This window comes from Sulfuricaulis sp. (genome assembly GCF_024653915.1).
Classification (GTDB): Bacteria; Pseudomonadota; Gammaproteobacteria; order Acidiferrobacterales; family Sulfurifustaceae; genus Sulfuricaulis.
This window is the reverse complement of the sequence record NZ_JANLGY010000026.1, coordinates 1-26,639: the sequence shown is the minus strand read 5'-3', so window position 1 is coordinate 26,639 and position 26,639 is coordinate 1. Positions and strand designations below refer to the sequence as shown.

Annotated in this window: 26 protein-coding genes; all 26 read left to right on the top strand. The window is 52.9% G+C overall.

Annotation, left to right across the window (positions count from 1 at the left end; all coding sequences use genetic code 11):
- The first annotated feature begins 64 nt into the window (after positions 1 to 64).
- Positions 65 to 1,204 (top strand): glycosyltransferase family 4 protein, encoded by a 1,140-nt coding sequence (locus NUV55_RS12590; RefSeq protein WP_296673503.1) that lies wholly within the window; start codon positions 65 to 67, stop codon positions 1,202 to 1,204.
- A 163-nt stretch (positions 1,205 to 1,367) separates the two neighbouring features.
- Positions 1,368 to 2,228, top strand: a complete 861-nt coding sequence (locus tag NUV55_RS12585) for an FkbM family methyltransferase (RefSeq protein ID WP_296673501.1) — start codon at positions 1,368 to 1,370, stop codon at positions 2,226 to 2,228.
- Positions 2,229 to 2,482: 254 nt separating this feature from the next.
- A complete protein-coding gene (locus tag NUV55_RS12580) occupies positions 2,483 to 3,313 on the top strand; it encodes a glycosyltransferase (RefSeq protein WP_296673499.1) in 831 nt (276 codons plus the stop codon).
- 380 nt (positions 3,314 to 3,693) lie between these two features.
- Positions 3,694 to 3,870, top strand: a complete 177-nt coding sequence (locus NUV55_RS12575; protein ID WP_296673497.1) for a hypothetical protein — start codon at positions 3,694 to 3,696, stop codon at positions 3,868 to 3,870.
- Complete coding sequence (locus tag NUV55_RS12570) at positions 3,867 to 4,664, top strand: glycosyltransferase family 4 protein (protein ID WP_296673496.1); 798 nt, start codon at positions 3,867 to 3,869, stop codon at positions 4,662 to 4,664. The genes NUV55_RS12575 and NUV55_RS12570 overlap by 4 nt, the downstream gene beginning before the upstream one ends.
- Before the next feature lie 59 nt (positions 4,665 to 4,723).
- Complete coding sequence (locus NUV55_RS12565) at positions 4,724 to 5,917, top strand: glycosyltransferase family 4 protein (RefSeq protein ID WP_296673494.1); 1,194 nt, start codon at positions 4,724 to 4,726, stop codon at positions 5,915 to 5,917.
- Between the two features lie 544 nt (positions 5,918 to 6,461).
- Positions 6,462 to 7,421 carry an NAD-dependent epimerase/dehydratase family protein gene (locus NUV55_RS12560; protein ID WP_296673492.1) on the top strand — a complete coding sequence of 320 codons (960 nt, stop codon included), beginning with the start codon at positions 6,462 to 6,464 and terminating at the stop codon, positions 7,419 to 7,421.
- Complete coding sequence (locus NUV55_RS12555) at positions 7,421 to 8,728, top strand: nucleotide sugar dehydrogenase (protein ID WP_296673490.1); 1,308 nt, start codon at positions 7,421 to 7,423, stop codon at positions 8,726 to 8,728. Before NUV55_RS12560 ends, NUV55_RS12555 begins: the two co-directional genes overlap by 1 nt.
- Entirely contained in the window at positions 8,728 to 9,603 is an 876-nt protein-coding gene (locus tag NUV55_RS12550; protein WP_296673489.1) for an SDR family NAD(P)-dependent oxidoreductase, read from the top strand. The genes NUV55_RS12555 and NUV55_RS12550 overlap by 1 nt, the downstream gene beginning before the upstream one ends.
- Entirely contained in the window at positions 9,600 to 10,595 is a 996-nt protein-coding gene (locus tag NUV55_RS12545) for a Gfo/Idh/MocA family oxidoreductase (protein WP_296673487.1), read from the top strand. Before NUV55_RS12550 ends, NUV55_RS12545 begins: the two co-directional genes overlap by 4 nt.
- Entirely contained in the window at positions 10,579 to 11,559 is a 981-nt protein-coding gene (locus NUV55_RS12540) for a hypothetical protein (protein ID WP_296673485.1), read from the top strand. The genes NUV55_RS12545 and NUV55_RS12540 overlap by 17 nt, the downstream gene beginning before the upstream one ends.
- Entirely contained in the window at positions 11,556 to 12,263 is a 708-nt protein-coding gene (locus NUV55_RS12535) for a nucleotidyltransferase family protein (RefSeq protein WP_296673484.1), read from the top strand. The genes NUV55_RS12540 and NUV55_RS12535 overlap by 4 nt, the downstream gene beginning before the upstream one ends.
- Entirely contained in the window at positions 12,260 to 12,859 is a 600-nt protein-coding gene (locus NUV55_RS12530) for an SIS domain-containing protein (protein WP_296673482.1), read from the top strand. The genes NUV55_RS12535 and NUV55_RS12530 overlap by 4 nt, the downstream gene beginning before the upstream one ends.
- A 14-nt stretch (positions 12,860 to 12,873) precedes the next feature.
- Complete coding sequence (locus NUV55_RS12525) at positions 12,874 to 13,410, top strand: HAD family hydrolase (RefSeq protein WP_296673480.1); 537 nt, start codon at positions 12,874 to 12,876, stop codon at positions 13,408 to 13,410.
- Positions 13,407 to 14,123: a transaldolase gene (locus NUV55_RS12520; RefSeq protein ID WP_296673478.1), complete on the top strand. Its 717-nt coding sequence runs from the start codon at positions 13,407 to 13,409 to the stop codon at positions 14,121 to 14,123. The genes NUV55_RS12525 and NUV55_RS12520 overlap by 4 nt, the downstream gene beginning before the upstream one ends.
- Positions 14,124 to 14,180: 57 nt before the next feature.
- Positions 14,181 to 14,843 carry a ribose-5-phosphate isomerase RpiA gene (gene rpiA, locus NUV55_RS12515; protein WP_296673476.1) on the top strand — a complete coding sequence of 221 codons (663 nt, stop codon included), beginning with the start codon at positions 14,181 to 14,183 and terminating at the stop codon, positions 14,841 to 14,843.
- A gap of 473 nt (positions 14,844 to 15,316) precedes the next feature.
- Positions 15,317 to 16,093, top strand: coding sequence for a glycosyltransferase family 4 protein (locus NUV55_RS12510; RefSeq protein ID WP_296673474.1), 777 nt, complete (start codon positions 15,317 to 15,319; stop codon positions 16,091 to 16,093).
- Between the two features lie 158 nt (positions 16,094 to 16,251).
- Positions 16,252 to 17,400: a Gfo/Idh/MocA family oxidoreductase gene (locus NUV55_RS12505; RefSeq protein WP_296673472.1), complete on the top strand. Its 1,149-nt coding sequence runs from the start codon at positions 16,252 to 16,254 to the stop codon at positions 17,398 to 17,400.
- 5 nt (positions 17,401 to 17,405) lie between these two features.
- A complete protein-coding gene (wecB, locus tag NUV55_RS12500) occupies positions 17,406 to 18,500 on the top strand; it encodes a non-hydrolyzing UDP-N-acetylglucosamine 2-epimerase (RefSeq protein ID WP_296673594.1) in 1,095 nt (364 codons plus the stop codon).
- A gap of 25 nt (positions 18,501 to 18,525) precedes the next feature.
- Positions 18,526 to 20,673: a bi-domain-containing oxidoreductase gene (locus NUV55_RS12495; RefSeq protein ID WP_296673470.1), complete on the top strand. Its 2,148-nt coding sequence runs from the start codon at positions 18,526 to 18,528 to the stop codon at positions 20,671 to 20,673.
- Positions 20,674 to 20,681: 8 nt separating this feature from the next.
- Positions 20,682 to 22,367, top strand: coding sequence for an alginate lyase family protein (locus NUV55_RS12490; protein WP_296673468.1), 1,686 nt, complete (start codon positions 20,682 to 20,684; stop codon positions 22,365 to 22,367).
- Positions 22,364 to 23,536 carry a glycosyltransferase family 4 protein gene (locus tag NUV55_RS12485; RefSeq protein WP_296673466.1) on the top strand — a complete coding sequence of 391 codons (1,173 nt, stop codon included), beginning with the start codon at positions 22,364 to 22,366 and terminating at the stop codon, positions 23,534 to 23,536. Before NUV55_RS12490 ends, NUV55_RS12485 begins: the two co-directional genes overlap by 4 nt.
- A gap of 13 nt (positions 23,537 to 23,549) precedes the next feature.
- Complete coding sequence (locus tag NUV55_RS12480; RefSeq protein WP_296673465.1) at positions 23,550 to 24,512, top strand: SDR family oxidoreductase; 963 nt, start codon at positions 23,550 to 23,552, stop codon at positions 24,510 to 24,512.
- A 169-nt stretch (positions 24,513 to 24,681) separates the two neighbouring features.
- Positions 24,682 to 25,731: a glycosyltransferase family 4 protein gene (locus NUV55_RS12475; protein ID WP_296673463.1), complete on the top strand. Its 1,050-nt coding sequence runs from the start codon at positions 24,682 to 24,684 to the stop codon at positions 25,729 to 25,731.
- A gap of 60 nt (positions 25,732 to 25,791) precedes the next feature.
- Positions 25,792 to 26,091, top strand: a complete 300-nt coding sequence (locus NUV55_RS12470; RefSeq protein ID WP_296673462.1) for a type II toxin-antitoxin system Phd/YefM family antitoxin — start codon at positions 25,792 to 25,794, stop codon at positions 26,089 to 26,091.
- The gene (locus NUV55_RS12465) at positions 26,088 to 26,513 is read left to right on the top strand and encodes a type II toxin-antitoxin system VapC family toxin (protein ID WP_296673460.1); all 426 of its coding nucleotides are present in this window, start codon (positions 26,088 to 26,090) and stop codon (positions 26,511 to 26,513) included. The genes NUV55_RS12470 and NUV55_RS12465 overlap by 4 nt, the downstream gene beginning before the upstream one ends.
- Positions 26,514 to 26,639: the final 126 nt, after the last annotated feature.

The window sequence follows — 26,639 nt, the reverse complement described above, 5'->3', positions numbered from 1 at the left end:
GCTTAGTCAAGCTGGCAATGTCGAGAATTACAGCATCATAATTGATGGTAGGGGCGGTTGTGGAATGAAAGTGTTGATGAATATGTGGCCATACTTTTTGTTGAGCCACGTGGGAGACTACTATGCCAACACGGAAGTATCCGCAATGGGGAATCAGTTTCCTGATATGCAGTTTGTGCAGGTACGGTCTCCCGCCGCGATAGCAGCTGCCAATGTGCGGGCCCTGATCTTGCATGCCGCTCACAAACTTCGACTGCTGAAAAGGAACCTGAGAATACTTCAGCCTTTATTTAATTTGCAGTGCGTATCATATCTGCCGGGTAATTACTTGCGTGATATCCATCCGGACGTGATTTTCGCCCATAGTCATATTCCCCTGACCGGGCATGGAAGTTCTACGCCGCTTGTGGCGGTAGAGTACTTTGCCTCGGAACGGTACATGAAAATGGCGGGTGTGCTCCACTGTCTTCCACGCGAGATTCACGCCAAACGATGGGCAACGGAGCGTGCCCAAGTGATATTGACCACAACCCCCGCGTCAAAGGCCCGATTTGATCAATATGTGCCGGAGGCAAGAGGCCGCATTTTACAGGTTCCCATCTACATGCCCTATCTCGAGCCGGTCACGGATGATTATATTGTGCAAAAGGCTCAAGAGGATGAAAAGCTCCAAGTTCTATTCGTTGGTGGGGCAGCTCGTCGCAAAGGATTGCCACAGGTCCTTGAAGCATTCCGCATGCTAGAAAAGCCAGTGAAGGACAGACTCAAATTAAAGGTTGTCTCCAATTTTCAGGACGGGCTGGTGCCGGGAATAGAGAAAGTAGCTGAAGTCTTATCCAATGTTGGAGCCTCATATATGACTGAACTTATGCGGAAAGCACATATCTTCGTATTTCCTACGCAGTTTGACACTTACGGCCGGGTGATCGTGGAAGCCATGGCCGGTGGTTGCGCGATAATCTCCAGCAACACCGACCCCCAGGATTGGATGCTGGGTTATGGCAGGGCCGGTATAGCGGTTGACCCAGCGTCGCCGGAGGAAATCGCCGAAGGGCTGACGCTGTTGGCTCAGGACAGGAACATTCGCATGAACTACGCGCTCTCTGCCATCAGGCGGTTTCGTGAGGTGTTCTATCATCGCGTGGTCGGCTTGCAGTATCGGAATGCATTTGAAGCAGCCATCAAGGCCGGGGCTGTTCGCTGAAGCATATGGCTTAGTATTTAACAGGAGATCGATTACCTTGCACGAGAACACACCTTCCCCGATTTCACGCCCTGTCTACCCATTGTCCCCGTTTGTGTCACGGCCGCTGATGCGATTGGCGCAGGAAATATCACGCTACGCTGTACCACGCGGGCTTCCACGCATGGCTTGGATTCTGCGTCATTTAGTTGTTGGAAGCGGCATAAGAACGGTGTCGTATCAGGATCGCTTCAGAATGTATTGCGATAGCGATTCTTATCCATCCGTGATGGCAGCGTGCGGTTTTGTCTATCGTCACATGGATCGGGTATTAAATATGATATTGCAGCCGCCCGTGACATTCCTTGATGTGGGCGCGAACGTTGGTTTTGTCACATTGCTGGCCTGCAGCAAGGTACGTTCAAAAGAAGGCAAAATTGTTGCGCACTGCTTTGAGCCCGATCCGGGTGTGTTTACATGGCTGTCGGAAAACCAAAGTCTGAATAGCAGTTTGTTTGAGATGGTAGCCAATCCATGTGCTGTAGGGGCGGTAGAAGGTGAAGGCGAGCTGACAATTAGTGCCAGATCCGGATGGTCGACGATGGCCCATGAGCCTGCGGGTGGATTCTCCTTCTTGCCGAAGGCGGGGAAAACGATGGTTAGGGTGACAACGCTCGATGCATATTGCCGTGAACATGGATTATCTCCGACAGTCATCAAGATCGATGTGGAAGGGCTTGAGAAGGAGGTCTTGACAGGGGCCATGTCTATCCTGGAACAATCGCGCCCCTACCTTCTTATTGAGATCAACCCTCTGCGCTTGGCTGCAGCCGGAACAACCGGAGAAGATTTGATCCAGCAGCTTTCCCTTTCACGATACCGTTTATTTCACATCGACCCTCGATGCGTCAAACCTGTTCATCATGCCAAGCGTGACGAGTGGCGTGGGCTTCCAGAGGTCCGGCAAGACGATCTAGTGATGGGGCAGGATTTTGATGCGCTTGCCGTGCCTGAGGAATTGGCAACAAGTCCTCATACTAGCTAATTTAAGTAATCATTCTCCTTTTTTCGAAAATTACAGTGAAATACCTTTATACCGGATCGCTAGTTGGTTCCGGCACATGCGAAGCTCGCCGTTGTGGGCTGGTAGACATGGGCAGGGAGGTGGTAACCCTGAGTTTTGAGCCGTTTTTCAGATACCCTGCGTTTCTCGGATCTCTTGGGCAAAAGTTTAAATCGTTGCAGACACTATCGGGAATTGGTCCCGGGATCTGGCAATACAACCGGTGCTTATTGGACATGGCACGTCAGCATCGGCCTGACGTTCTGTGGATTGATAAGGGTCACTATGTGTCGCGGGATACACTTCAGGCGATCAAAAAGGAAACCGGTGCGTTTCTCGTTTGCTACAATACGGACGATATTTGCTACTCTCGAAACGGTTGGCGGCTTCATTTGCCAGGCATTAAAGAATATGACGTTTATTTTACTACCAACCGATTCAACGTCGAAGAACTCAAGGCACTTGGAGCTAGGCAGGTTATACTCTCGCAATTGGGTTACAATCGAGAACTTTTTAAACCCCATGTGGTAACGGTGGCAGAGGCTCAACGACTTGGTGCGGCGGTGGGTTTTATCGGACACTGGGAGCCGGCGACAGAAGAAATCTTCCTGTTGCTCGTTAGTCTGGGTTTGCCACTTCGGGTTCGTGGGTCATCCTGGCGTAAGGCGAGGAATAAGCGAGTGTTAAGGTCTGTAATTGAGCCTTCTGCCGTTCCAAAAGAAGAATACGCTACAGCCATCATTTCAACAAAAATTAACTTAGGGATCAATTCTGCCCAGAGTCGAAACCTGTCGTCGGGGCGGACATTCGAAATCCCCGCGGCGGGAGGGTTCCTGCTGGCACAGCGTACCATTGAACATCAGGGTTTTTATAATGAAGGCAGGGAGGCTGAGTTTTTTGGTTCGGCGGAGGAACTTGCGGACAAGGCCCGTTATTACTTGAAGCATGATACCGAGCGGGAAAAAATTGCGGCAGCTGGACATGAGCGTTGCATTGCCAGTGGTTACTCTTGGCAGGAGTTAATGGTGGGGCTGGTAAAATCCGTTGAAGATGCTTGTCTGAAGTGAACGCGATGGGAGCGCTCACCATCACTTACCCCCTGGTTGGGAGTCGATTACTTTCATGACTATCTCTCGTGCCAACAGTACTGGGAAGATTGCGCAGATAGCAGTTGTAGTGCCTTTACTAGATCATAGTGGCGGCATATCCCAAGTTGCGGACTTCATTGTGCGCACGATCGAGCGCACAGGTTTTCTGAAGGCGCACCTCGTATCCTTGGCTACATCGGCGGCCGACCCAGAGTCAGCAAGATTGCTGTCGCCTTCCACGTGGATTTCCAGTCCGAAAGCCCGTGATGGCTTATGGCGCGGGAGGTCCTTCACGCATGTGGGTGCCTGGCTGGCCGAGCTCGAATTTCAGCGTTACCGGCAACGCAAGGTGATTGCCAATGCCATTGCTGACTGTGACCTTGTGCAGGTTGTCTGTGGATCTCCAGCTTGGGCCCTTTCGGTTTGTGGGCTGGGAAAGCCCGTTGCGGTTCTGTGTGCCACTCGGGCCGTGGTTGAGCGCCGGCGCCGAGATTACCGTCCGCAAGGACCGGCTGGTTGGTGGCGTAAGGCCATGACGGCGGTCACCAACCGGCTTGATGACAGTGCGCTTCGTAAGGTGGATGCGATACAAGTCATGAATCCGTGGATGCTTGATTACGCGCGCACGATTAACGCAGGACGCAGCGACGTCGATATCCGCTACGCACCACCCGGTGTGGACGCTGCCATGTTCCATCCGCTGTGCGAGCGGATGCCGGCCCAGGATCCGTACATCCTCTGCGTAGGCCGGCTAGATGATCCACGTAAGAACATTGGCTTGCTGTTAGAGGCGTTTGACCGTCTCCCGCTGGCGTTGGGTCGGGTTAATCTTGTGACGGCGGGCTCAGGCGAGCCGCCCCTGTCGTATTGGGATCGCGTTCGGATGTTGGGGTTGGGCGACCGAGTCCGCCATGTGGCACGCCCCTCAACGGAAGAACTGGTTGCCCTGTATCAGCGAGCGACAGCATTCGCTTTACCTTCGGATGAGGAGGGGTTTGGCCTGGTTATCCTCGAAGCCATGGCCTGTGGTGTGCCAGTAGTATCCACGCGAAGTGGCGGGCCGGACGGTATCATCGCAGATGGGGAAGACGGATTCTTGGTCCCGTTGAATGATTCTGGGTCGCTTGCGGATCGGCTGGCGCGACTCTGTATGGATGAGGAGATGAATCGCGCAATGGGCCAACGAGGACGTGTCACGATCGAGCAGCGGTACGCCGAGGTGATTGCAGCCAATACCCTCCTTGACATATGGGAGCGGATGTTGCCTAAGGCACAGAGGAAGGCAGTTCGGTCTCTTTCATCGCATGAAGGTCAGGGCGCGATACTGTGAGGCCGACGATCCTGACCTTCTCGAGGTATTACCTACCGGGATACCGTGCAGGTGGAGCTATGCGCACTATCGCCAACATGGTGGAACGACTGGGCGACGAGTTTGATTTTCGTATCGTCACTACGGATCGTGACATCGACGACGCCCAGGCGTATGGAGGGGTACAGGTCGATCGCTGGAACCGGGTCGGGAATGCGCAAGTGTACTACGCGAGCCCGGGCTCACGTTCGTTGCGACGAATCTCACAGATCATGCAACAAACTCCGCACGACGTGCAATACCTAAACAGCTTTTTTGACCCGGTGTTCACCTTCAAACCACTGTTGGCACGTTACCTTGGCTGGGCGCCCGCCAGCGCGCTGGTGATCGCTCCGCGGGGCGAATTTTCCGTGGGAGCGCTGGAGATTAAGCGTTGGAAGAAGGCGGCGTACATCGCGGTGATGCGCAAGCTGGGTTTGTGCCGTGAAGCGATATGGCAGGCATCGAGCGAGCTTGAGGTAGCCGACATCATGCTTGTGATGAACCCGCTCAACCAGAGGGGGGAAATGGTAGTGGCAGCCGATATCGTTGGGGAGGCGGCAACAGGAGAGTCTGGAGATTTGGAAGTGCCTGTTCAGATTGCCTTCAACCCCTCAGAAGGATTGCAAGGCGCAGTGCATCGGAACAATCGCGAATTCCGATCTGCGGGCGAGCCATTGAGGCTTTGCTTCCTGTCGCGCATCTCGCCAAAGAAAAACCTGGACTACGCACTGCGGGTTCTCGCACAGGTGCGCGTGCCCATAAGGTTTAGTATCTATGGCCCGCAGGAAGAGCCCGCGTACTGGGCCGAATGTCAGCGTTTGATAGCGGCCCTGCCGGCACATGTTGAAGCCACTTATTGCGGAAGCGTTGAACACCAGCACGTTGTGGCGATTTTTACTCAGCACGACCTATTCTTTTTCCCCACCCGGGGCGAGAATTTCGGGCATGTGATCTACGAGGCGCTGTGCGCCGGGACGCCAGTGCTGTTGAGTGACCAAACCCCGTGGCGCGACCTGGAGCAGCATGGAGTCGGCTGGGCCCTGCCGCTCGGTGATCCGTCGGCCTTCGTGCGTGTGATCGAGGACGTGGCCGACTGGAATTCAGAGTCCACGCGCGTAACTTTGGTACGGGCTACAGCGTATGCGAAACGTGTCGGATCGGATGTGGATGTGATGGAATCTAACCGGAGGCTTTTCCGTAGGCAGATGACTCACGGCGCTCCCCTTCAATGACTTTAGCCACTGAAGCAGAAATTTTTTCTCTTTCGAATCCGAACTTGTTAGTTGATGCGCTACAGTCTCTTTGGTTGTGGCGATCCCCTTGGGTTGCAGAATTTCATGAGCGCATCGCCAGTAACTGGGGGGCAGCTTGCGTTGTGGGTTCAAGTGAAACTGGATGTGGATGGCCACGAATTCGAGGTGTTGTGCGGCGCACGGAAACGATCGGCAGGCACAAGCCCAGAATCCTGCTGGAACTGGCGCGCCCTACGTGTATGCAAAGAATCCCCAAGTGGTTGACAAGATGCTCAGCAAGCTCTGGAACATGGGCTATTCGATGAAGGACGTGGTGAGCGGAAAAACACTGCCGAGAGACCCGGAACAGGTTCGCCTACTGGTTAGTGCGGCCCACCGGCGTTCTTGCATGCGGATTTTGTTTTCATACATTGAAAATCTGTAAGAGAGTTCGACATGGTTGATATCTCCCTCATTGTCCCCGTCTATATGGTGGTTGGTTACTTGCTTTCAAAGCATTGGATTTTAAAAAAAGGTTATGTTCATGGTTAGGCATTTCATTATTACCGGCTGCGCCGGCTTCATCGGCAGCAGCCTCGTCGACCGGCTTCTCGCCCAAGGGCATCGTGTCACCGGGATTGACAACTTCTCTACGGGCCAACGCCGATTTCTCGAAGGGGCTTTGAAGAGCACGTCTTTCTGCCTGATTGAAGGTGACCTACTTGATCTTCCGTCCTTGACCAAAGCGTTCGCCGGAGGCGATACGGTGTTCCACTTTGCCGCTAATGCGGATGTCCGTTTCGGTACGGAGCATCCGCGCAAGGACTTGGAGCAGAACACGATCGCCACTTTCAATGTGCTGGAGGCGATGCGGTCCAATGGCATCAAGCGGATTGGGTTTTCTTCCACCGGGTCTGTCTATGGCGAGGCAGCGATGATCCCCACGCCGGAGGATGCGCCGTTCCCGGTTCAAACCTCTCTTTATGGCGCTTCAAAGCTTGCGGGTGAGGGGCTGATTGCGGCGTATTGTGAAGGTTTCGGTTTCCAGTCATGGATTTTCCGTTTTGTTTCCATTCTCGGAGAACGCTATACGCATGGGCATGTATACGATTTCTACAAACAATTGAAAGCAGACCCTACACAGTTGCGGGTTCTGGGCAACGGCAAGCAGCGTAAATCGTATCTCTACATCCAGGATTGCCTCGATGCGATGCAAGTTGCCGTTGAGAAGGCGAATGGCAAAGTCAATATCTTCAACTTGGGGGTGGATGGCTATTGCGAGGTTAACGATTCCATCGGCTGGATTAGTCAAGCGCTTGGCGCCAAGCCTCAGATGAAATACACAGGTGGAGATCGTGGCTGGATTGGAGACAACCCGTTCATATTCTTGGACACCAGGGGAATCAGGTCATTGGGTTGGGAGCCGAAGCACTCCATTCGTGAAGGTGTTGTTAAAACTGTGGAGTTCCTGAAAGCTAATGAGTGGGTCATGGGGGCTCGTTGATGAACGTTTGTGTTCAGGGGCTTTGGCACCTTGGGTCAGTCACTGCGGGATGCCTTGCTTCAGTTGGACATACGGTCGTTGGTTTTGATCTCGATGAAGATGTAATTCGAGGGCTTCGGGCAGGCAAGCCTCCCATTTTCGAGCCAGGCTTGGAGGACATGATTCGGACAAGCCTGGATTCAGGGCATCTGCGATTTACTGCAAGCCTTGAAGAACTGCCAAGCGACATCGAACTACTCTGGGTCGCCTATGACACGCCCGTCGATGAAGATGATGTGGCTGATGTCAATTTTGTTGTTGCCCAGGTAGCGGCCGTGCTGCCATACCTGCCGACCAATTCGGTTGTGCTGGTGTCTTCGCAGATGCCGGTAGGCTCGATTCGACGGATGGAGGCAATTGCAGACAAACTCTGTCCTGGAAAGGCATTGAGCTTTGCTTACTCACCAGAAAACCTGCGACTGGGCAAAGCGCTGGATGTGTTTTTAAAGCCTGACCGTGTCGTCGTCGGAGTGCGTTCTGAACGAGATAAGGAGCGAATTGGACGATTGCTACAACCGATTACCGGTCGAATCGAATGGATGTCGGTGGAATCGGCGGAAATGACCAAGCACGCGATCAATGCTTTTTTGGCAACCTCGGTCGTCTTCGCCAACGAAATTGCTTCAATCTGTGAAATGGTCGGTGCAGACGCCAAAGAGGTGGAGCGCGGACTTAAATCCGAGAATCGGATTGGCCCTAAGGCTTATCTTTCGCCTGGGGGAGCTTTCGCTGGGGGAACATTGGCTCGCGATATTGAATTTTTAAAAGTAGTTAGCCAAAGGCATCAGATTTCCATTCCCTTGCTCGAATCAGTGAAGACGAGCAACGATGGTCACAAGTCTTGGGTGCGTCGTAAGCTGAAAGCACTCATGCCAAGTCTGGATGGCGTAGTCGTTGTTGTCTGGGGGCTGACGTACAAGCCTGGCACCGATACCCTGCGCCGATCATTGGCAGTTGAATTGTGTAACTGGCTACTTGAGCAAGGCGCCCGAGTGAGGGTGCATGATCCTGTAGTGAAAGAGCTCCCGACAAACTGGAATGGCTGTGTGCAGCGTTTCGACGAGGCGTTAGGGGCGTTGGAGGGGGCTCAAGTTCTATTGGTGGGAGCCGAGTGGCCTGAATATAGGGAAATCCCCAAGGATTATGTCGTCAGAGTGTCCCCCGGACTGGTGGTGCTCGACCCGAATCGTTTCCTGTCATCTTTGGGAACAGTGGCGGCGCTTCGTTATGTCGCTGTTGGAGCCCCTTCAATTGAAAGGTTAGCGTGATGTTATTCACACTGAATGGAAAGGTTGCAATTATTACTGGTGCCAACCAAGGCCTTGGTCTGGAGATTTCCCGTAAATTCGTCAATGCCGGTGCATCGGTTGTTATGTGTGCACGGAATGGTGATCTGTTGCTAAAAGTACGGGAAGATCTCGCACACGAATTAGCGGCAGGGCAGGTCATTGAGGCGCTACCAGCGGATGTCTCGGACCCAAGGAGCGTTGAGCAATTGGTGGAGACGACTTTACAGCGGTTTAGTCGAATCGACATTTTGGTCAACAACGCGGGTATCTACGGCCCGATGGGGCCAATCGAAGCGATCGATTGGGCGCAGTGGGTTAAGACAATCGAGATCAATTTGTTTGGCTCGATCTTGATGTGCAGAGCAGTGTTGCCCATTATGAAGAAACAGCAAAGAGGCAAGATCATTCAGCTTTCTGGTGGCGGGGCTACCAACCCGATGCCAAACATCAGCGCATATGCCGTTTCCAAGGCCGCCATCGTGCGTTTTGCAGAAACGCTTGCAGAAGAAGTGCGCGAGTTAAACATCGATGTAAATGCGATTGCTCCTGGCGCATTGAATACGCGCATGCTTGACGAGGTGCTCGCCGCCGGGCCTGGAAAAGTTGGCCAAGCGTTTTTCGACAGGTCGATCAAGCAGAGGGAATCGGGCGGTGCGGGCTTGGATCGGGGGGCTGATCTTGCCTTATTCCTGGCATCCGCTGCCAGCGACGGCATTACCGGAAAACTGATTAGTGCTGTGTGGGATAACTGGGAACATTGGCCGGAACATCTTGATGAGCTGAATTCGAGTGATGCCTATACGCTGAGGCGTATGGCCGGTCGGGATCGAGGTTTTTCGTGGGGGGATAAGTGAGTTTCGGAGTCGGAATTATTGGTTGTGGCCTGATCGGACAAAAACGGGCCAAGGCCTTGGGTGAAGGGCGGTTGGTCGCCTGCGCGGATATCGATGAGGCCAGGGCAAAAGCACTGGCGGGAAACAGCGGGGCTAAGGTGTTCGGTGATTGGCGCGGGCTTTTAACGCTTCCGGTAGTCGATATCGTTGTTATCGCTACCCTGCATGATTCGCTAGCAGAAATTACGCTGGCGGCAATTGAAGCGGGGAAGCATGTGCTGGTGGAAAAGCCCGCGGCGCGCAACCCCACCGAACTGGAGCCAGTGATGGCTGCGGTGGCTGCACGGCATGATGTGAAGGTGCATGTGGGCTTTAATCACCGCTACCACCGCGCCTTTCGCAAGGCTCGAGAGTTGTTCGAGGCTGGAGCATTGGGCGAATTGATGTTCATCCGTGCTCGCTATGGGCACGGTGGACGGATTGGCTACGATAAGGAGTGGCGGAGTAAACCTGATCTTTCCGGGGGTGGGGAGCTGATTGACCAAGGGCCACACCTGATTGATCTATCACGCTGGTTTCTGGGTGAGTTTACTGAGGTTCAGGGTTTTGCCCACACCTATTATTGGGATATGCCCGTAGATGACAATGGCTTTTTGCTGTTGAAAACTGCGAAGCAGCAGGTGGCATTTCTCCATGCTAGTTGTACGGAGTGGAAAAACATGTTCTCCATGGAAATTTACGGACGAAATGCCAAGCTGGAAATCAGTGGCCTCGGAGGAAGTTATGGGGTCGAGCGGCTTACGTATTACAAAATGTTGCCTGAAATGGGGCCACCTGAGACGACAGCTTGGGAATACCCCATGGGAGATGACTCATGGTCAGTCGAAATGGCAGAGTTCTACGACGATATTCGTCTGAACCGGCAGCCAGCCGCGGGCTTGAATGATGCCTTTGAGGCGTTGAAGGTGGTTGAAAAGATTTACAAGGAGTCTGGTTATGATCATTGCCCGTAGTCCATTGCGCATCACATTGGGCGGTGGCGGGACTGATCTCCCCTCATATTACCGTGACCACGAAGGTTTCCTGGTTGCTGCAGCAATTAATAAGTATGTCTATGTGACGGTGATGCGCCCGTTTACCGAAGGTGTTTTTCTCAAGTATTCTGAATTGGAGCATGTGGTCTCGGTGGATGAAGTACGGCACCGGATTATTCGTGAAGCACTAAGAATGCAGAATCTACGTACACCACAAATTGAAATCACTACGTTGGCCGACATTCCTGCCGGAACGGGACTGGGTTCGTCTGGAAGTTTTACTACTGCATTGCTTGAGGCTTTGTATGCACATCGCCGCCAGTTGATTCATCCACAAGAATTGGCTGAGCTGGCTTGCCATATTGAAATTGACCGCTTGGGTGAGCCAATCGGCAAACAGGATCAATATATTGCGGCTTATGGTGGCTTGACGTGTTTCACCTTTCACAAGGACGATACCGTTACCGCCGTACCCCTCAAGGTTTCAATGGATACCATTTTTGATCTGGAAGACAATATCCTTCTGTTTTTCACAGGCTACTCCCGCAGTGCCAGTAGTATTCTCAAGGATCAGAAAGATCGCACACAAAATAGCGACAACGAAATGCTCAAGAATCTTCATTTCGTCAAGGAGCTTGGCTATCGCAGTAAAGAGGCACTGGAAGCGAACGATGCCGTAAAGTTTGGTGAGTTAATGCACGAGCACTGGGAGCATAAAAAGCGGCGTTCGGGAGGCATGAGCAACCCCAGGATTGACGAGTGGTACCAGCTTGGCATGAAGAATGGCGCAGTCGGTGGCAAGCTGGTGGGGGCAGGTGGCGGCGGTTTCCTGATGTTCTACGCGGCCGACCGTAACAAATTGCGTCATGCCATGAGCAAAGCGGGGCTGGAGGAAGTGCGTTTTGGGTTCGATTTTGAGGGAACCAAGGTGGTTCTTTCGTGAGCTTGCCGGTTGCCGTTCTAGCGGGTGGCTTGGCAACCCGCTTGCGCCCGATCACCGAAAAAATACCAAAGGCATTGGTGGATGTTGCGGGTCAGCCTTTTGTGGTTCGCCAGCTGGATTACTTGCGGCAACAAGGGATTTCCCGTGTGGTGCTGTGCTTGGGTTATTTGGGTGCGCAAGTGGAGGCGGTTGTGGGTGATGGTTCGGCTTTTGGTTTGGATGTGCGCTATTCATGGGACGGCCCGCGCTTGCTGGGTACGGGCGGCGCCTTGAGGCAGGCCTTGCCGCTATTGGGAGAGCAGTTTTTTATTTTTTACGGTGATTCTTATCTGCCTATTGATTTTCGGGCAGTGGAGCGCGACTTCCTCGCCAGTGGCAAGCCGGCACTGATGACGGTCCTGAAGAATGGTAACCAGTGGGACAAGAGCAATGTGCTGTTTCGCGATGGCCGCATCGCCGAATACAATAAGCGGGCACCGCGACCTGAAATGACGCACATCGACTACGGGCTTGGGGTGATGTCTGCTTCGGTTCTGGAGAATGCACTCGCCAATGAGCCTTTTGATCTGGCGGATATCTACCACGAGCTTTCGATTCGCGGTGTGTTGGCAGGTCACGAGGTGTTCGAACGATTTTATGAAATCGGCTCCCATAAGGGGCTGGACGAAACCATTGAGTATTTCAGCAAGGAAGAAAAGGCATGAGTTACGCACAGCACCATATCAGTGAAGCGATTGATATTCTCCAGAGGATGGATGTCAACGCTATCGAGCAAATGGCAGACTTGCTCGCCAACATCAAGCAGGAAGGGGGGCGGATTTTCTTCCTCGGCGTGGGGGGCAGCGCGGGCAACTGCTCTCATGCGGTGAATGATTTCCGCAAGATCGTCGGAATCGAGTCCTATGCACCGACAGACAATGTTTCGGAGCTGACGGCGCGCACCAACGATGAAGGTTGGGCGACGATCTTTGTTGAGTGGCTGAAGACGAGCAAGCTCTCCGCCAGGGATGCGGTATTTGTTTTGTCCGTTGGTGGTGGCAACCTTGAAAAAAACATCAGTCCGAATCTGGTGATGGCGTTGCAGTATGCCAAGACGGTTGGTGCCAAGGTAACGGGCGTGGTCGGGCGGGATGGCGGCTACACAGCACAGGTGGCGGATGTGTGTGTAATCGTGCCGACAGTTAATCCAGAAACCATCACACCGCATTCCGAGGCATTTCAGGCGGTTGTGTGGCATTTGTTGGTCTCACATCCAAAACTGAAGGCCAACCAAACCAAGTGGGAATCGGCCGTCAAGTAAGGACGGTGGGCACGATGAAACGCCGGGCAGTATTCCTGGACCGGGATGGGGTGCTCAATCGGGCTGTGGTACGGGAGGGTAAACCTTATCCGCCTGCTAGCGTTGCTGAAGTCGAAATTCTGCCCGGCGTAGTTGAAGCCCTGCATCGTTTGAAAGAGGCAGGTTTTGTCTTGATCGTCGTATCCAATCAGCCCGATGTAGCGAGAGGTACGACCCGACAGGAAACAGTTGAGGCGATTAATACTTTTCTGGCGGAGCATCTCCCGGTTGATCGTTTCCTTATGTGTTACCACGACAGTAGCGATGGTTGCGACTGCCGTAAACCCCGCCACGGCATGTTGCTCGCTGGGGCAAGGGAATTCGGGGTCGATCTGGCTTCGAGTTTCATGGTGGGCGACCGCTGGCGAGATGTGGAGGCGGGTATCGCCGCTGGCTGCAAGACGATTTTTATAGATTATGGTTATGACGAGAAACATTCACAGACGTGTGACTACCGAGTTTTATCTACGCAGGAAGCTGTTATGACCATTTTGATGGAGGATCAAACATGAAGAAAATTGAAGAACTGAAAGTAAAGATTTTTGCGGATGGCGCAGACAAGGCGGGGATGCAGGAGATGTATGCCAAGCCTTACATCAAAGGCTTGACCACGAACCCGACATTGATGCGCAAGGCGGGAATTACAGATTACAAGGCATTCGCCAAGGATATTCTTGCTGCTATACCTGACCGCCCAATCTCGTTTGAGGTATTCTCGGACGACTTTACCGATATGGAACGGCAGGCACTGGAGATTACGGGATGGGGTGAAAATGTTTATGTCAAAATTCCTGTCACCAATACTAGGAGAGAAACTTGCTACGCATTGGTCCGCAAGCTTGCGGCGCAAAAGGTCAAGCTAAATGTTACGGCGTTGATGACGCTTGACCAGGTGCGTGGTGTGGTAGCGGCCCTTGACCCCAATGTTCCGAGCTATGTTTCCGTATTCGCCGGACGTATCGCGGATACGGGACACGATCCAATTCCAATGATGACGACTGCTGTCGAACTACTGAAAGTTGCGCCTGCGGCGGAGCTGATCTGGGCAAGCCCACGTGAATTACTGAATATTTTTCAAGCTGACGAGATTGGCTGTCACGTCATTACCGTGACCAATGATATCCTCAAGAAGCTTTCATTGGTCGGACTCAATCATGATGAGTTTTCTCTGGATACGGTGAAGATGTTTTACAACGACGCCGCTGCGGCGGGATTCAAACTCTAATACTCGAATCCGGCAAGAATTGTTTTACGCTAAAAATCTTAGGCAGGCACGACGAACATGGGGCAAGACGACTTGAAGCAGGCTGTAGCACGGGCGGCCATAGAATATGTGTCTTCCGGAATTATTGGAGTGGGCACCGGTTCTACAGCGAACTGTTTTATTGATGAATTGGCCGCAATCAAGCACAAGATCGATGGCGCTGTTGCTAGCTCCGAAGCAACCGCGCAACGTTTGCGAAACTACGGCATTCAGGTGCTGGATTTGAACAACGTGGGTGAATTAGATGTCTATGTAGATGGCGCTGACGAAATTACCGATCACCTGTATATGCTCAAGGGTGGAGGAGGGGCATTAACTCGTGAAAAAATTGTTGCAGCTTGCAGCAAGAAATTTGTCTGCATCGCTGATTCCAGCAAGTTGGTGGACGTATTAGGCAGGTTCCCTCTGCCGGTCGAAGTAATTCCCTCTGCGCGCAGTTATGTGGCACGTGAGCTGGTTAAACTGGGCGGGCAACCCGTGCTGAGAGCTGGTTTTACCACAGACAATGGTAACCTTATCCTGGATGTGCATAACCTGAGTATCCCCAACCCGGTGGAGATGGAAACCAGTATCAACCAGATTGTTGGCGTAGTTACCAACGGATTGTTTGCCATGCGGCCAGCGGACGTATTGCTGCTAGGCTCGCCGGATGGGGTTAAAATTATAACTGTAGTTCTGTAACCTTTGAGACATACTCAGAAATCTGTCGCTAGTGATTGGGTTGTTTTGCAACGACGATTGTCCATCTGGTCTCTCAATACGGCGCAGACTTCAGTGTGATTAGGTACACCATGTTGTGTAGGATACTCCAAGTGGTCTCGAATATCTTCATGGCCATGCCAGTCACGCCGGTTTCCAGTAAGAGCTCAATACATTTTGACTTACGACCGGGACTTGGGGGATTGTCGGCCCTACACAAGTGTAAAGCATGGTGTCTGGCAACCTGTCGGTAGGGCACAGGTGCTTTATCTTGCTCCGAGAGAGACGGCAATACTCGCACTGCGTCAGTTGTTCAAAGGATTGAGCTACGATTTGATATACCTGAATGTTTTTTCTCGCCCTTAACGGTCAAGATACTGCTTCTGAGAAAATTAGGGCTGATTCCTGATAGACCAAGTGTATTGGCAACTCGCGGCGAACTCTCACGAGGGGCCTTGGCATTAAAATACGTTAAAAAACGGTTGTATATCTTTCTGATAAAGCGTTTTGGCTTATATGCCGATGTAACCTGGCAGGCATCGAGCGAATATGAAAAGGAAGAAATTCTCTCCATTTTCAGTAAGGATTCCATCAGTGGGAAACCTCCAATACCAATTCGGGTAGCACCGAATTTGCCGCCCAAGGGAGGGGACATAACTGTGGCCAGAAACAGACCCAAGCAAGCAGGGTCGGCGCGGATTATCTTCCTGTCTCGTATCGCCCGTAAAAAGAACCTTGATGTTGCTCTTGGACTTCTGAAAAAAGTTAACGGTGAGGTGCAGTTCGACATATATGGTCCAATTGAGGACAAACCGTACTGGCAAGAGTGTGATGCGTTGATTCACGAGTTACCCACAAACATTCAAGTAAGATATATGGGAGAAGCTGATCCTGAACAGGTTGTAAATATCTTCTCTCACTATCACCTGTTTCTGTTTCCAACGCGTGGGGAGAATTTTGGACACGTCATCCTGGAAGCGCTTAAGGGAGGATGTCTTATAATGACCAGTGACCAGACCCCGTGGCGCAATTTGATAGAGAAAATGGCAGGATGGGATATATCGTTGTCAGCGCCTGACCAGTTTTACGCGTCTCTGACTTATCTTCTTTCCATGGATGATTGTGTCTTCGAGCAATGGTCCAAATCAGCGCAAGACTGTGCGAATAAATTTTCGCAGGATCCCCATTTGGTGGCGGCAAGCAGGGAGCTTTTCTCAACAGCTGATGTGTGACCATGACGACAAGCTAAACGAAGCGAAGAAGCATGACGGCTCCTAGATGCTCGCGTCACATCGCATGTTAGAACGGTGATGGTGCACGTAAGGTATGGGGCAATGATTCCCAGTGTGGCAAGGCCCATGATTATTTTATCGATTAAGGAGAAGTGGTAGTGAGTGGAGATTACACACAAGCGGATTTTTTGTTTAAGGTCAGGAAAGCCGTTCGATATATAGGGCTTTACGGTCTGTCGAGAACCTTGGTGAAGATCAAGGGGCAGTATCACATTAAAGCTACTGCTGGTTTCAATGGGACTAGGTGGGTGAATCCAGGGTGCAAAGATCCCGATGCGGCAAGTCGGAAGGTCGCGATCATAGGATGTGGAAATTATTCGTTTTCTAACATTGCCTATTATCTTGCGAAACGCGACCCAGGCTTCTTACGTGCTACTTGCGACACCCAGGCGAGCAGAGCCCTGTCGCTCTGCAGGGCCTATGGTGGCAGCTATGCTGCAACAGACTGGAAGGAGATTGCCGAGGATCCGCAAGTCAAGACCGTATTCATTGCATCAAATCATGCTTCACATGCTGAATATGCAGTGGCCTGTATCGAGGCGGGAAAGCACGTTCATATAGAAAAGCCCCATGTCGTAAATCAAGAACAGCTCGATCGGCTTCTTGCGGCGATTCGGCGATACCCGCAATCGAAGGTGTTTCTGGGATTTAATCGACCCCGAAGCAGGCTGTTCAGGGAGCTTCAGGAGGTGCTGGCGCGCGAACCCGGGCCTCTTATGATCAACTGGTTTATCGCTGGTCACGAGATTTCGGATGACCATTGGTACTTCGATGAAAAGGAGGGAGGGCGCGTCCTTGGTAATTTGAGTCACTGGACTGATCTTACGCTTCATCTTGTAACGCTTGAGAAGGCCTTTCCATGCACAATCATTCCGGCCACTCCGGTTGGTGCCAAATCCGATTTCATGGTCTCGATCATTTTTGCGGATCAATCGTGCGCCTCAATCACCTTCTCCGCCAAGGGGCCTACCTTTGAAGGGGTTAGGGAGGTTCTCAATGTCCACAAAGGGAATGTTCTTGCAAATCTTGCTGACTTCCAGAACCTGACGTGCGAGGTGATAGAAAGGAAAACCAAGAAAATGCTGCGTTATCGGGACCATGGCCACGAGGCAAATATCGTTCATTCCATGGTGGCTAGCGAGGAAGAAGAGGGAGGAGAAGCCGCTTCGTACATTGACGCTACTGCCCGTTTTTTTCTGGCCATCCGGCAGGCAACCGATAGTGGTGAGAAGGTTGTCTTGTCGTGAACCAAATGCGATTAGTGGACCTCATCGCTGGCGCGCGCCCCAACTTCATGAAGATCGCACCGATCATCGATGCGCTGAAAGCCGCCATGACGCATGGCAGTTCGCTCCGCTATCGACTGATACACACTGGCCAGCATTACGACCGCGCTATGTCCCGCGGCTTCTTCGAGCAACTCGGCATTCCAGTGCCAAACATTAATCTGGAAGTGGGTTCCGGCACGCAGGCTGAGCAGACGGCCAACATCATGATGCGCTATGAGAAAGTTCTGCTGCAGCAGAAGAGCGCTCTCTGCCTGGTGGTGGGAGATGTGACCTCGACCATGGCCTGCGCCATTGTAGCGCGCAAACTTGGTGTGCCGGTGGCGCATGTGGAGGGTGGCATTCGCTCTGGCGACTGGACCATGCCCGAGGAGATAAATCGGGTTGTGACCGATTCCATTACCAACTGGTTTTTCACCACCAGTGAGACGGCCAATGAAAACCTGCGCCAGTCTGGGGTGATGGACGACCGTATCTTCTTTGTTGGTAATACCATGATCGATACGTTACTCAAGCAGATACCCGACCTGCGGCCACCAGTGTTCTGGAGTGAACTGGGCTTGCAGCCGGGACAGTATTTTGTCGTTACCCTGCACCGACCCGCTAACGTAGATGGTGAGCAGCAGTTGCTGCGACTGCTGCATGCCATTGCCAAGGGAGCGGGGGGTCTGCCGGTAGTGTTTCCTGTGCACCCACGCACGGCGAAGAACTTGCGTGAGCTCGATGTGGAGATACCTTGTCTGCATTGCGTAGATCCGCAGGGCTATCGCGAATTCAATTATCTGGTGCAGCACGCCCGTGGAGTGATCACCGACTCTGGCGGTATCACCGAAGAAACCACCGTGCTCGGTGTCCCCTGTCTGACCTTGCGCGATAATACCGAGCGTCCGGAGACCGTGACAATCGGCACTAATGAACTGATTGGCACCAATCCTGATAATCTCGCACCCGCGATGGCGCGTTTACTGCATGGCCGCTGGAAGCAGGGCAGCATCCCGGATAAGTGGGACGGCCATGCCGCCGAACGTATCGTGGCCGAGCTGGAACGATTGCTGGTGTAAATCAACGAATGGAAAAGCAGAATCGATGAAACAAATCTTGCAAGACCTTACAAATGGCAACACAAGGGTGGTTGAGGCTCCGGCGCCCCAAGTAAGCACCGGCAATATACTTATATTTACCACTACCAGCCTGATTTCCGCCGGCACAGAACGCATGCTGGTGGAATTTGGCAAAGCCTCATTTGTCGACAAGGCTCGACAGCAGCCTGAGAAGGTCCGGATGGTGCTGGAGAAAGTGAAAACCGACGGTTTGATGACCACGATGGATGCGGTGCGTTCCAAGCTGGCGCAGCCGTTACCATTGGGGTACTGCAATGTAGGGGTAGTGGCGGAAGTCGGGCGTGGTGTCGAGGGTTTTAAGCCCGGTGATCGGGTTGTTTCCAATGGCCCTCATGCAGACGTGGTGAGAATCCCCAAGAACCTTTGCGCAAAAATTCCTGACAATGTCGATGATGAGTCTGCTGTCTTTACCGTGATGGCAAGCATTGGCCTGCAGGGAATTCGTCTGGCTCAACCAACTTTAGGTGAGGCATTTGTCGTGACCGGGGTGGGACTTATCGGACTGCTGACTGTGCAACTACTCCGTGCTCAGGGTTGCCGGGTACTGGCGATTGATCTCGATGACCACAAGTTGGCTTTGGCGCGAAAATTCGGTGCTGCTATTTGTAACCCCTCCAAGGGGGAAGATCCGGTAGCCGCCGGCATGGCATTCAGTCATGGGGAAGGCGTGGATGGTGTGATTATCGCCACCTCTACAAAGTCCAGCGATCCTGTCTCTCAGGCGGCCCAAATGTGTCGCCAACGCGGCCGCATTATCCTGGTTGGTGTTACTGGGTTGGAGTTAAGCCGGGCGGACTTTTATGAAAAGGAGTTGTCCTTTCAGGTATCTTGCTCTTACGGGCCGGGGCGCTATGACGCGAATTATGAAGAGGAGGGGCAGGATTACCCTTATGGGTTTGTGCGTTGGACCGAGCAGCGCAATTTTGAAGCTGTGCTGGACATGATGGCCAGTGGCCAACTGGACGTGAAGCCACTGATCACGCAGCGTTTTGCGTTTGAGAGTGTCCCGAATGCGTATCAGGCGCTGACCCAGGATAAATCCGCGCTGGGGATTCTGCTGCAATACACCTCGGATGTCAGTCAACGCGCCATGAAGCGCGTAGCGCTGAAGCTGGATGCGACCTTCGATGCCCGCAAGCCTGTGGTCGGATTTATCGGCGCGGGTAACTATGCCTCCCGCATCCTGATTCCGGCCTTCAAGGCGGCAGGTGCGCAGCTTCATACGATCGTGACCGCCGGTGGTATCAATGGCGTGATTCATGGCAAAAAGGCTGGTTTTGCCGAAGCTTCTACCGATGTTGAATCGCTGTTAGCCAACGATAAGATCAATACCGTCGCCATCGTCACGCGCCACAACAGCCATGCGCGTTTCGTGATGCAGGCGCTACAGGCGGGCAAGAGCGTCTTTGTCGAGAAACCGCTGGCCATCAATCATGATGAACTTGCCGAAGTAGAAAAAGCCTACAAGGCGTCGCATGCGGCGGGCGCCAGGCCGCACTTGATGGTGGGGTTCAATCGTCGTTTCTCGCCGCAAGTACAGAAGATGAAGGCGCTTCTGACGCCGGTCAGCGAGCCCAAGTTGTTCATCATGACCATGAATGCGGGCATGATTCCAGCCGATCACTGGACCCAAGACATCGAAGTGGGGGGTGGCCGCATTATCGGTGAAGCTTGCCACTTCATTGACCTGATGCGTTTTCTGGCCGGGAGCGAGATCGTATCAATTCAACCGCGTCGTATGGGCGATGCGCCTGGTGTCGCCATTACTGAGGACAAAGCGGCAATCACATTGGGGTTCGCGGATGGCTCTTTCGGTACCATTCACTACCTTGCCAACGGTGCGGCGAGTTTTCCGAAGGAGCGCATCGAAGCCTTTACAGCGGGTCGGGTGCTGCAACTGGATAACTTTCGTAGATTGCAAGGCTATGGCTGGCCCGGCTTCAAGAAAATGAACCTGTGGAAGCAGGACAAAGGACAGACCGAATGTGTCCGTCGTTTCCTGGCAGCGGTAGCGGAGGGGGGCAAAACACCCATTCCCATTGATGAGGTATTTGAGGTTTCGAGAGTTTCTATCGAGGCGGCGAGACTGCTTCGTAGTCAGCGAGATATTTAGGGCATCGCATGTCGTTGCGCAAGATGCTCCGACTGTTTCACACAGTACGCCATCTGAAGATAGAGCAGTTAATTTACCGTCTGTATTACAGGTTTGCAAAGGTTTATCTCACCGAAAGGCGGGAGTATGGGCAGAGACCATGGCTGCGTACATGGTCGAGTCCAGGACTGTTGCCTTCGAGGATGCTTGCACGCGGTAGCTTCGAATTTCTTGGAGAGCAAGGCTATCTCAAGGATAAGGATGCATGGAACGACCCCCATAAGAGCAAGCTTTGGCTCTATAACCTTCACTACCTGGATGACCTGAATGCTGTCGGCGCCGGGTTAAGGCGCGAAGAGCACAAGGATCTGATTAATCGCTGGATCGCGGAGAATCCGCCAGTGATGGGTCACGGCTGGGAACCTTACCCGCTTTCGTTACGGATAGTGAATCTGGTGAAGTGGTTTTCACGCCAGAATGTTATTGAGCCCACTTGGCAGAAAAGTTTAGGGCTGCAAACACAAGCTCTCTATCAACAGCTTGAGTTTCATATTCTGGGAAATCATCTGTTTGCAAACGCCAAAGCGCTGGTATTCGCTGGTGCTTTTCTGGACGGGGATGAAGCGCAGAAATGGCTGCAGAAGGGTCTCCAAATTCTAGATCGTGAGATCCCAGAACAGTTTCTTCCAGATGGCGGGCACTTTGAGCTTTCTCCTATGTACCACGCGATTCTGCTCGGCGATATGTGTGATCTTTTAAGCCTCGCCGAGCGCTCAGGGTTAAGCGTGTTGAGAAAGCGGGTGTCTGGTTGGCGTGAGGTGATTAACCGGGGTCTGACCTGGTTAGCAGCGATGTCCCATCCGGATGGACGCATTGCTTTCTTTAATGATTCCGCATTTGACATCGCTCCAGACCCCGAAGCTATCAAAGCCTATGCCGCGAGCTTGGGCTGTAAAGCGGAGCCGGTGTCGCTGAGGAGCCTTCGCGGTGATCGAAAGGTTTCATTTCAATGGCTGGGAAACAGTGGCTATTGCCGGGTAGAAATGTCTGATGGTGATGTGGCCCTGTTGGACATGGCGCGTATTGGACCTGATTATCTCCCTGCACATGGGCATGCAGATACACTCAGTTTTGAGCTGAGCCTATTTGGCCGGCGCGTGTTCGTCAACTCTGGCACGTCGCAGTATGGCGAGGGTGTTGAAAGGCAGCGCCAGCGAAGCACCGCAGCGCATAACACGGTGGTGGTTGACGGCGAGCCCTCCAGCGAGGTGTGGGGCGGGTTTCGCGTGGCGCGCCGGGCATTCCCCAGCAAGCCATACATTACTGAAGACGACGAATCCGCTGTTGTCGTGGCAAGTCATGATGGCTACAAGCGCCTACAAGGCAAGGCTATCCACCGACGCAGCTGGACTTTTACCCGGCGCTCACTGGTGATGCATGATTCGATTACAGGGAACTTCCAGAGCGCCGTAGTGCGTTTTTATCTGCATCCAGATATCGGCATCGATAGACGGCATTTGTCCGATTGTCAACTCTTGCTTATATCGGATTCAGAGAAAACTATCAGATTTGGCGTGCAGGGGGCTGATGGTATTGAGCTCGTGGAGTCTACATGGCATCCAAAGTTTGGTACCTCAGTGCCCAATATTTGCATCGTTGCAAAGTTAAGCGGGCACAATCTGACTACCCGGATCGAATGGGGGAGCGATATTTGAGAGTTTTGGTGCTGAGTTTTTACTACCATCCCGATTTGTCGGCGGGTTCCTTTCGCACAACGGCGTTAATAAAAGCCTTGACCGAGAAGCTGCCAGAAGGGGCGCATGTGGATGTAGTGAGCACGCTGCCTAATCGCTATAGTACTTTCAGTTGCGAGGCTCCTGAGATCGAAACGCATCCCGGTCTGGCTATTCGTAGAATCAGGTTGCCGAACCACAAAAGCGGTATGGCCGATCAATCCAGGGCATTTATTCATTTCGCCAAAGGAGTGATGCGGCATGTTCAGTCTCGTCAGTACGACTTGGTCTATGCGACATCATCACGGCTTATGACCGCCACGCTAGGAGCCTGGATTGCAAGGCAGCAGAAGGCAAAATTGTATCTGGATATTCGTGATATTTTTGTCGACACCATTAATGATGTGTTGCCCCGTTGGTTGAGCCTGCCGACTACCCCCCTTCTTTCTCTGGTGGAGCGCTGGACCATCAACCAAGCTGACAAGGTCAATTTAGTATCAAGGGGGTTCAGGCCTTACTTTGAGGCCCACTATCCATATCTTCAATGTTCTTTCTTCACCAACGGCGTTGATGAAGAATTCATTGAAGCAGGTACTTGCGTGAAGGGGGCAAATTCTGCGCATATGCCGTTAACTGTGCTTTATGCCGGCAACATGGGGGAAGGTCAGGGATTGCATAACATAGTGCCTGCTCTGGCCAAGAGTATGCGGGGACGCGTTGTTTTCAGGTTAATTGGTGACGGTGGCCGTAAGGCAGTCTTGCAAACCGCCCTGCAAGAGGCCGACGTTGATAACGTGGAGATTTTACCTCCAGTGAAGCGCGATCAGTTGATACAGGCTTATCAAGAGGCGGATGTTCTCTTTCTGCACCTGAGCGACTATGACGCTTTTAAAAATGTGCTGCCATCCAAATTGTTCGAATATGCAGCAATGGGGAAGCCTGTCTGGGCTGGTGTATCTGGCTATGCCGCGGACTTTGTAAAGTCTGAAATCAGTAACGCCGTGGTGTTTGCTCCCTGCGATGCTGTTGAGGCTCAAAAAGTATTTTCACAGCTTTTGTTAGTTGATATGCCGCGAACAGAATTTATGGAAAAGTACTCCCGAACCAGGCTGATGCGGACCATGGCAGACGACCTGCTTTCTCTTATGTGAGGGTGTTTCTGTTTTGAAAATACTGGTTACCGGTGCTACTGGCTTTGTTGGCAGCGCGCTGCTGTTGCGTCTATCGCTGGATCCGCAACATCAGGTCAAGGCCGCGCTGCGACGCGATATATCAAATATACCGGGGGGTGTTACGCCAGTACAGGTAGGCGGCTTGTGCCCGGAGACCGACTGGCAGCCAGCGGTGTCAGGTGTAAATACGATTGTTCATACCGCCGCCCGCGCGCATGTGATGAACGATACGGCAGGTGATCCATTGGCGGAGTATCGCCGGGTTAATGTCGTGGCTGTGCTTAACCTGGCAAGGCAGGCAGCGGCGGCTGGGGCAGGCCGCTTCATCTTCATCAGCTCGATTAAGGTCAATGGTGAGGGTACCCCTTTGGGGCGACCCTATTCCGCCGATGACGCGCCCGCACCCATCGATCCGTATGGCATATCCAAGCGCGAGGCAGAAGATGGCTTGCGACAACTGGCTGCAGAAACCGGTATGGAGGTGGTTATCATACGCCCGCCGTTGGTGTACGGGCCGGGGGTAAAGGCCAACTTTTTGAGCATGATGCGTTGGCTTAGCAAGGGTATGCCGCTGCCGCTGGGAGCGATTCACAACCGGCGAAGTCTGGTGGCACTAGGCAACTTGGTGGATTTAATTGTCACCTGCATCGAACACCCGGCTGCGGCCAATGAGACTTTTCTGGTGAGCGATGGCGAGGATCTTTCCACCACCGAACTTCTTAGGCGCATGGGCCAAATGCTGGGCAGGCCCGCGCGTTTGCTGCCAGTGTCGCCTTGGATGCTGGAGGCAGGTGCAGCCTTGTTGTGCAAGCGTACAGTGTTGAGGCGCTTGTGTGGCTCGCTCCAGGTAGATATCACCAAAACCCGGTCACGTCTGAGCTGGTCGCCTCCAGTGAGCGTTGATGACGCATTGCGCGCCACCGCTCGCCATTTTCTGGAGTCTTCATTTCGATGATAACCTGCGAAGGTTCTCTTGCTGAGAGGCAAATTCGCATGAAACGCCTGGACATGTTATACCGACTACAGTCGGGAAATATTACTTGGCAGATTAAATTCCATCACGTCTATACATCACATCCACTGATTATGCCGCCCGAGATGTTTGCTGGGCTCAGGAAATCGACATGAATCTTCTTGTGGTCACCGTGCTGACAGCCATGGCTTTTGTGCTTTCAGCCTTGCTTACGCGTTTATGTCTCAGCCCTGGCTCTGTCGTGTTTGTGCTGGATTATCCTAATGATAGATCGCTTCATGACCGGCCCGTGCCGCGCAACGGTGGTCTGGCAATCCTTATTGCCATCATTATTATTGGTTTAGCCTCTGATTTCTTCCGTCCTGTCCAAGGATATGCCGGAATTATGTCTGGTATTTTGATAGTAGCCGCAGTTTCATTTCTTGATGATCGTTATTCTGTGCCGCCCATCTATCGTCTAACCGCGCATATGCTGGCAGCAGCGGCTATTCTCTACAGCGGTTTCATTCCACACAGATTTGAAGCACCCGGTACAATCATGGACTTGTCATATCCTGTCGGTGTGTCGCTTTCAGTCCTGTTTATCGTTTGGATGATTAATCTTTACAACTTCATGGACGGGATGGACGGGTTTGCCGGCGGCATGGCGGTGTTTGGATTTGGGATTTTTGCCATCATGGGCTGGACCGCCGGGCATGACGCATTTCTGGCCGTCAGTCTGATCATTGCGGCTGCTTCCGCGGGATTCCTTTTTTTCAATTTCCCGCCGGCGCGGATATTCATGGGCGATGTCGGCTCATCCACGCTCGGCCTTCTGGCGGCGACGCTTTCCCTGTGGGGCGCCAGAGACGGCATCTTCCCTTTCTGGATCGCGCTTCTCGTGTTCTCGCCTTTCATCGTTGATGCCACGGTCACGCTTTTTCGGCGTCTTCTGCGAGGGGATAAAATCTGGCAGGCACACAAGACCCATTTTTACCAACGCCTGGTGCAGGCGGGGTGGGGCCATCGCAAGACGGTGCTGTGGGAATACGTATTGATGGCAGCCTGCGCGGGAAGTGCGATCTGGGTGGTGCGACAGACTGAAACCGTTCAGTGGTGGACCATCGGTTTTTGGACGATGGTGTACGCCTTGCTCATCGCCATGGTGCGTCGGCTGGAGGCGGGAAACTTGCGGACCCGTAAGGAGGATCACCGCGCCTAGATTGCGCGGTGCCACATTCAGACTTTTGACGGGGTGGCATGAAGTGGCTATTATAGCCTTATGAAAAAAGCCTCAATTACCCAAACCAAAAATCAGTTAAGCGCCCTGCTGGATCGCGTCCGCCACGGGGAAACCGTCCTGATCATGGATCGCGGGCGTCCGGTGGCGCGTTTGGAACCCGCGTTGCAGGAAGGAGAAGGAAATGAAGCAGGACGTCTTGCCCGCTTGGAGCGCGCGGGTATCCTGCGCCGGGCCATCTCGCCGGCGCGGAGCCGGCTTTTGCTGGAGCCGCCCCCAAAATCGAAGAAAGGCGCGAGCATTCTCCAGGCATTACTGGCGGAGCGCGAACAGGGGAGATGAAGTACTGGGATAGTTCTGCCGTGGTACCGTTGCTGACGGAGGACGCCACCACCGATCGTATGCAGGCGATATATGGAGAGGACTCTACCATGATCGTTTGGTGGGGCACACCAGTGGAGTGCATGTCGGCTCTGGCCAGGCTTGAGCGCGAAGAAAGACTCGACACGGTTTCGATTACGAAGGCGGCGCGGCGGCTCAAGCAGATGCAGCGGCTCTGGCAGGAAGTTCAGCCGTTGGAGACATTGCGCGATATCGCCATGCGTCTGTTACGCGTGCATCCCTTGCGTGCCGCCGACTCGCTTCAATTGGCGGCGGCGATTATGGCGAGCGAGCATCGCCCCTCCACGTTGGACTTTGTTTGTCTTGATACGCGGTTGGCCCTTGCCGCCCAGCGCGAAGGTTTCAACGTGATCGGTAGGTGAGGTCTGAGACAAGACGCACAACTAACGCCTAACAAAACGAGAATACGATGTAGGGTGAAGCGGAGTTTTAGTGAACACACTTAACGTGTGTTCACGAAAAATACGCTTCACCCTACATCGTAATCT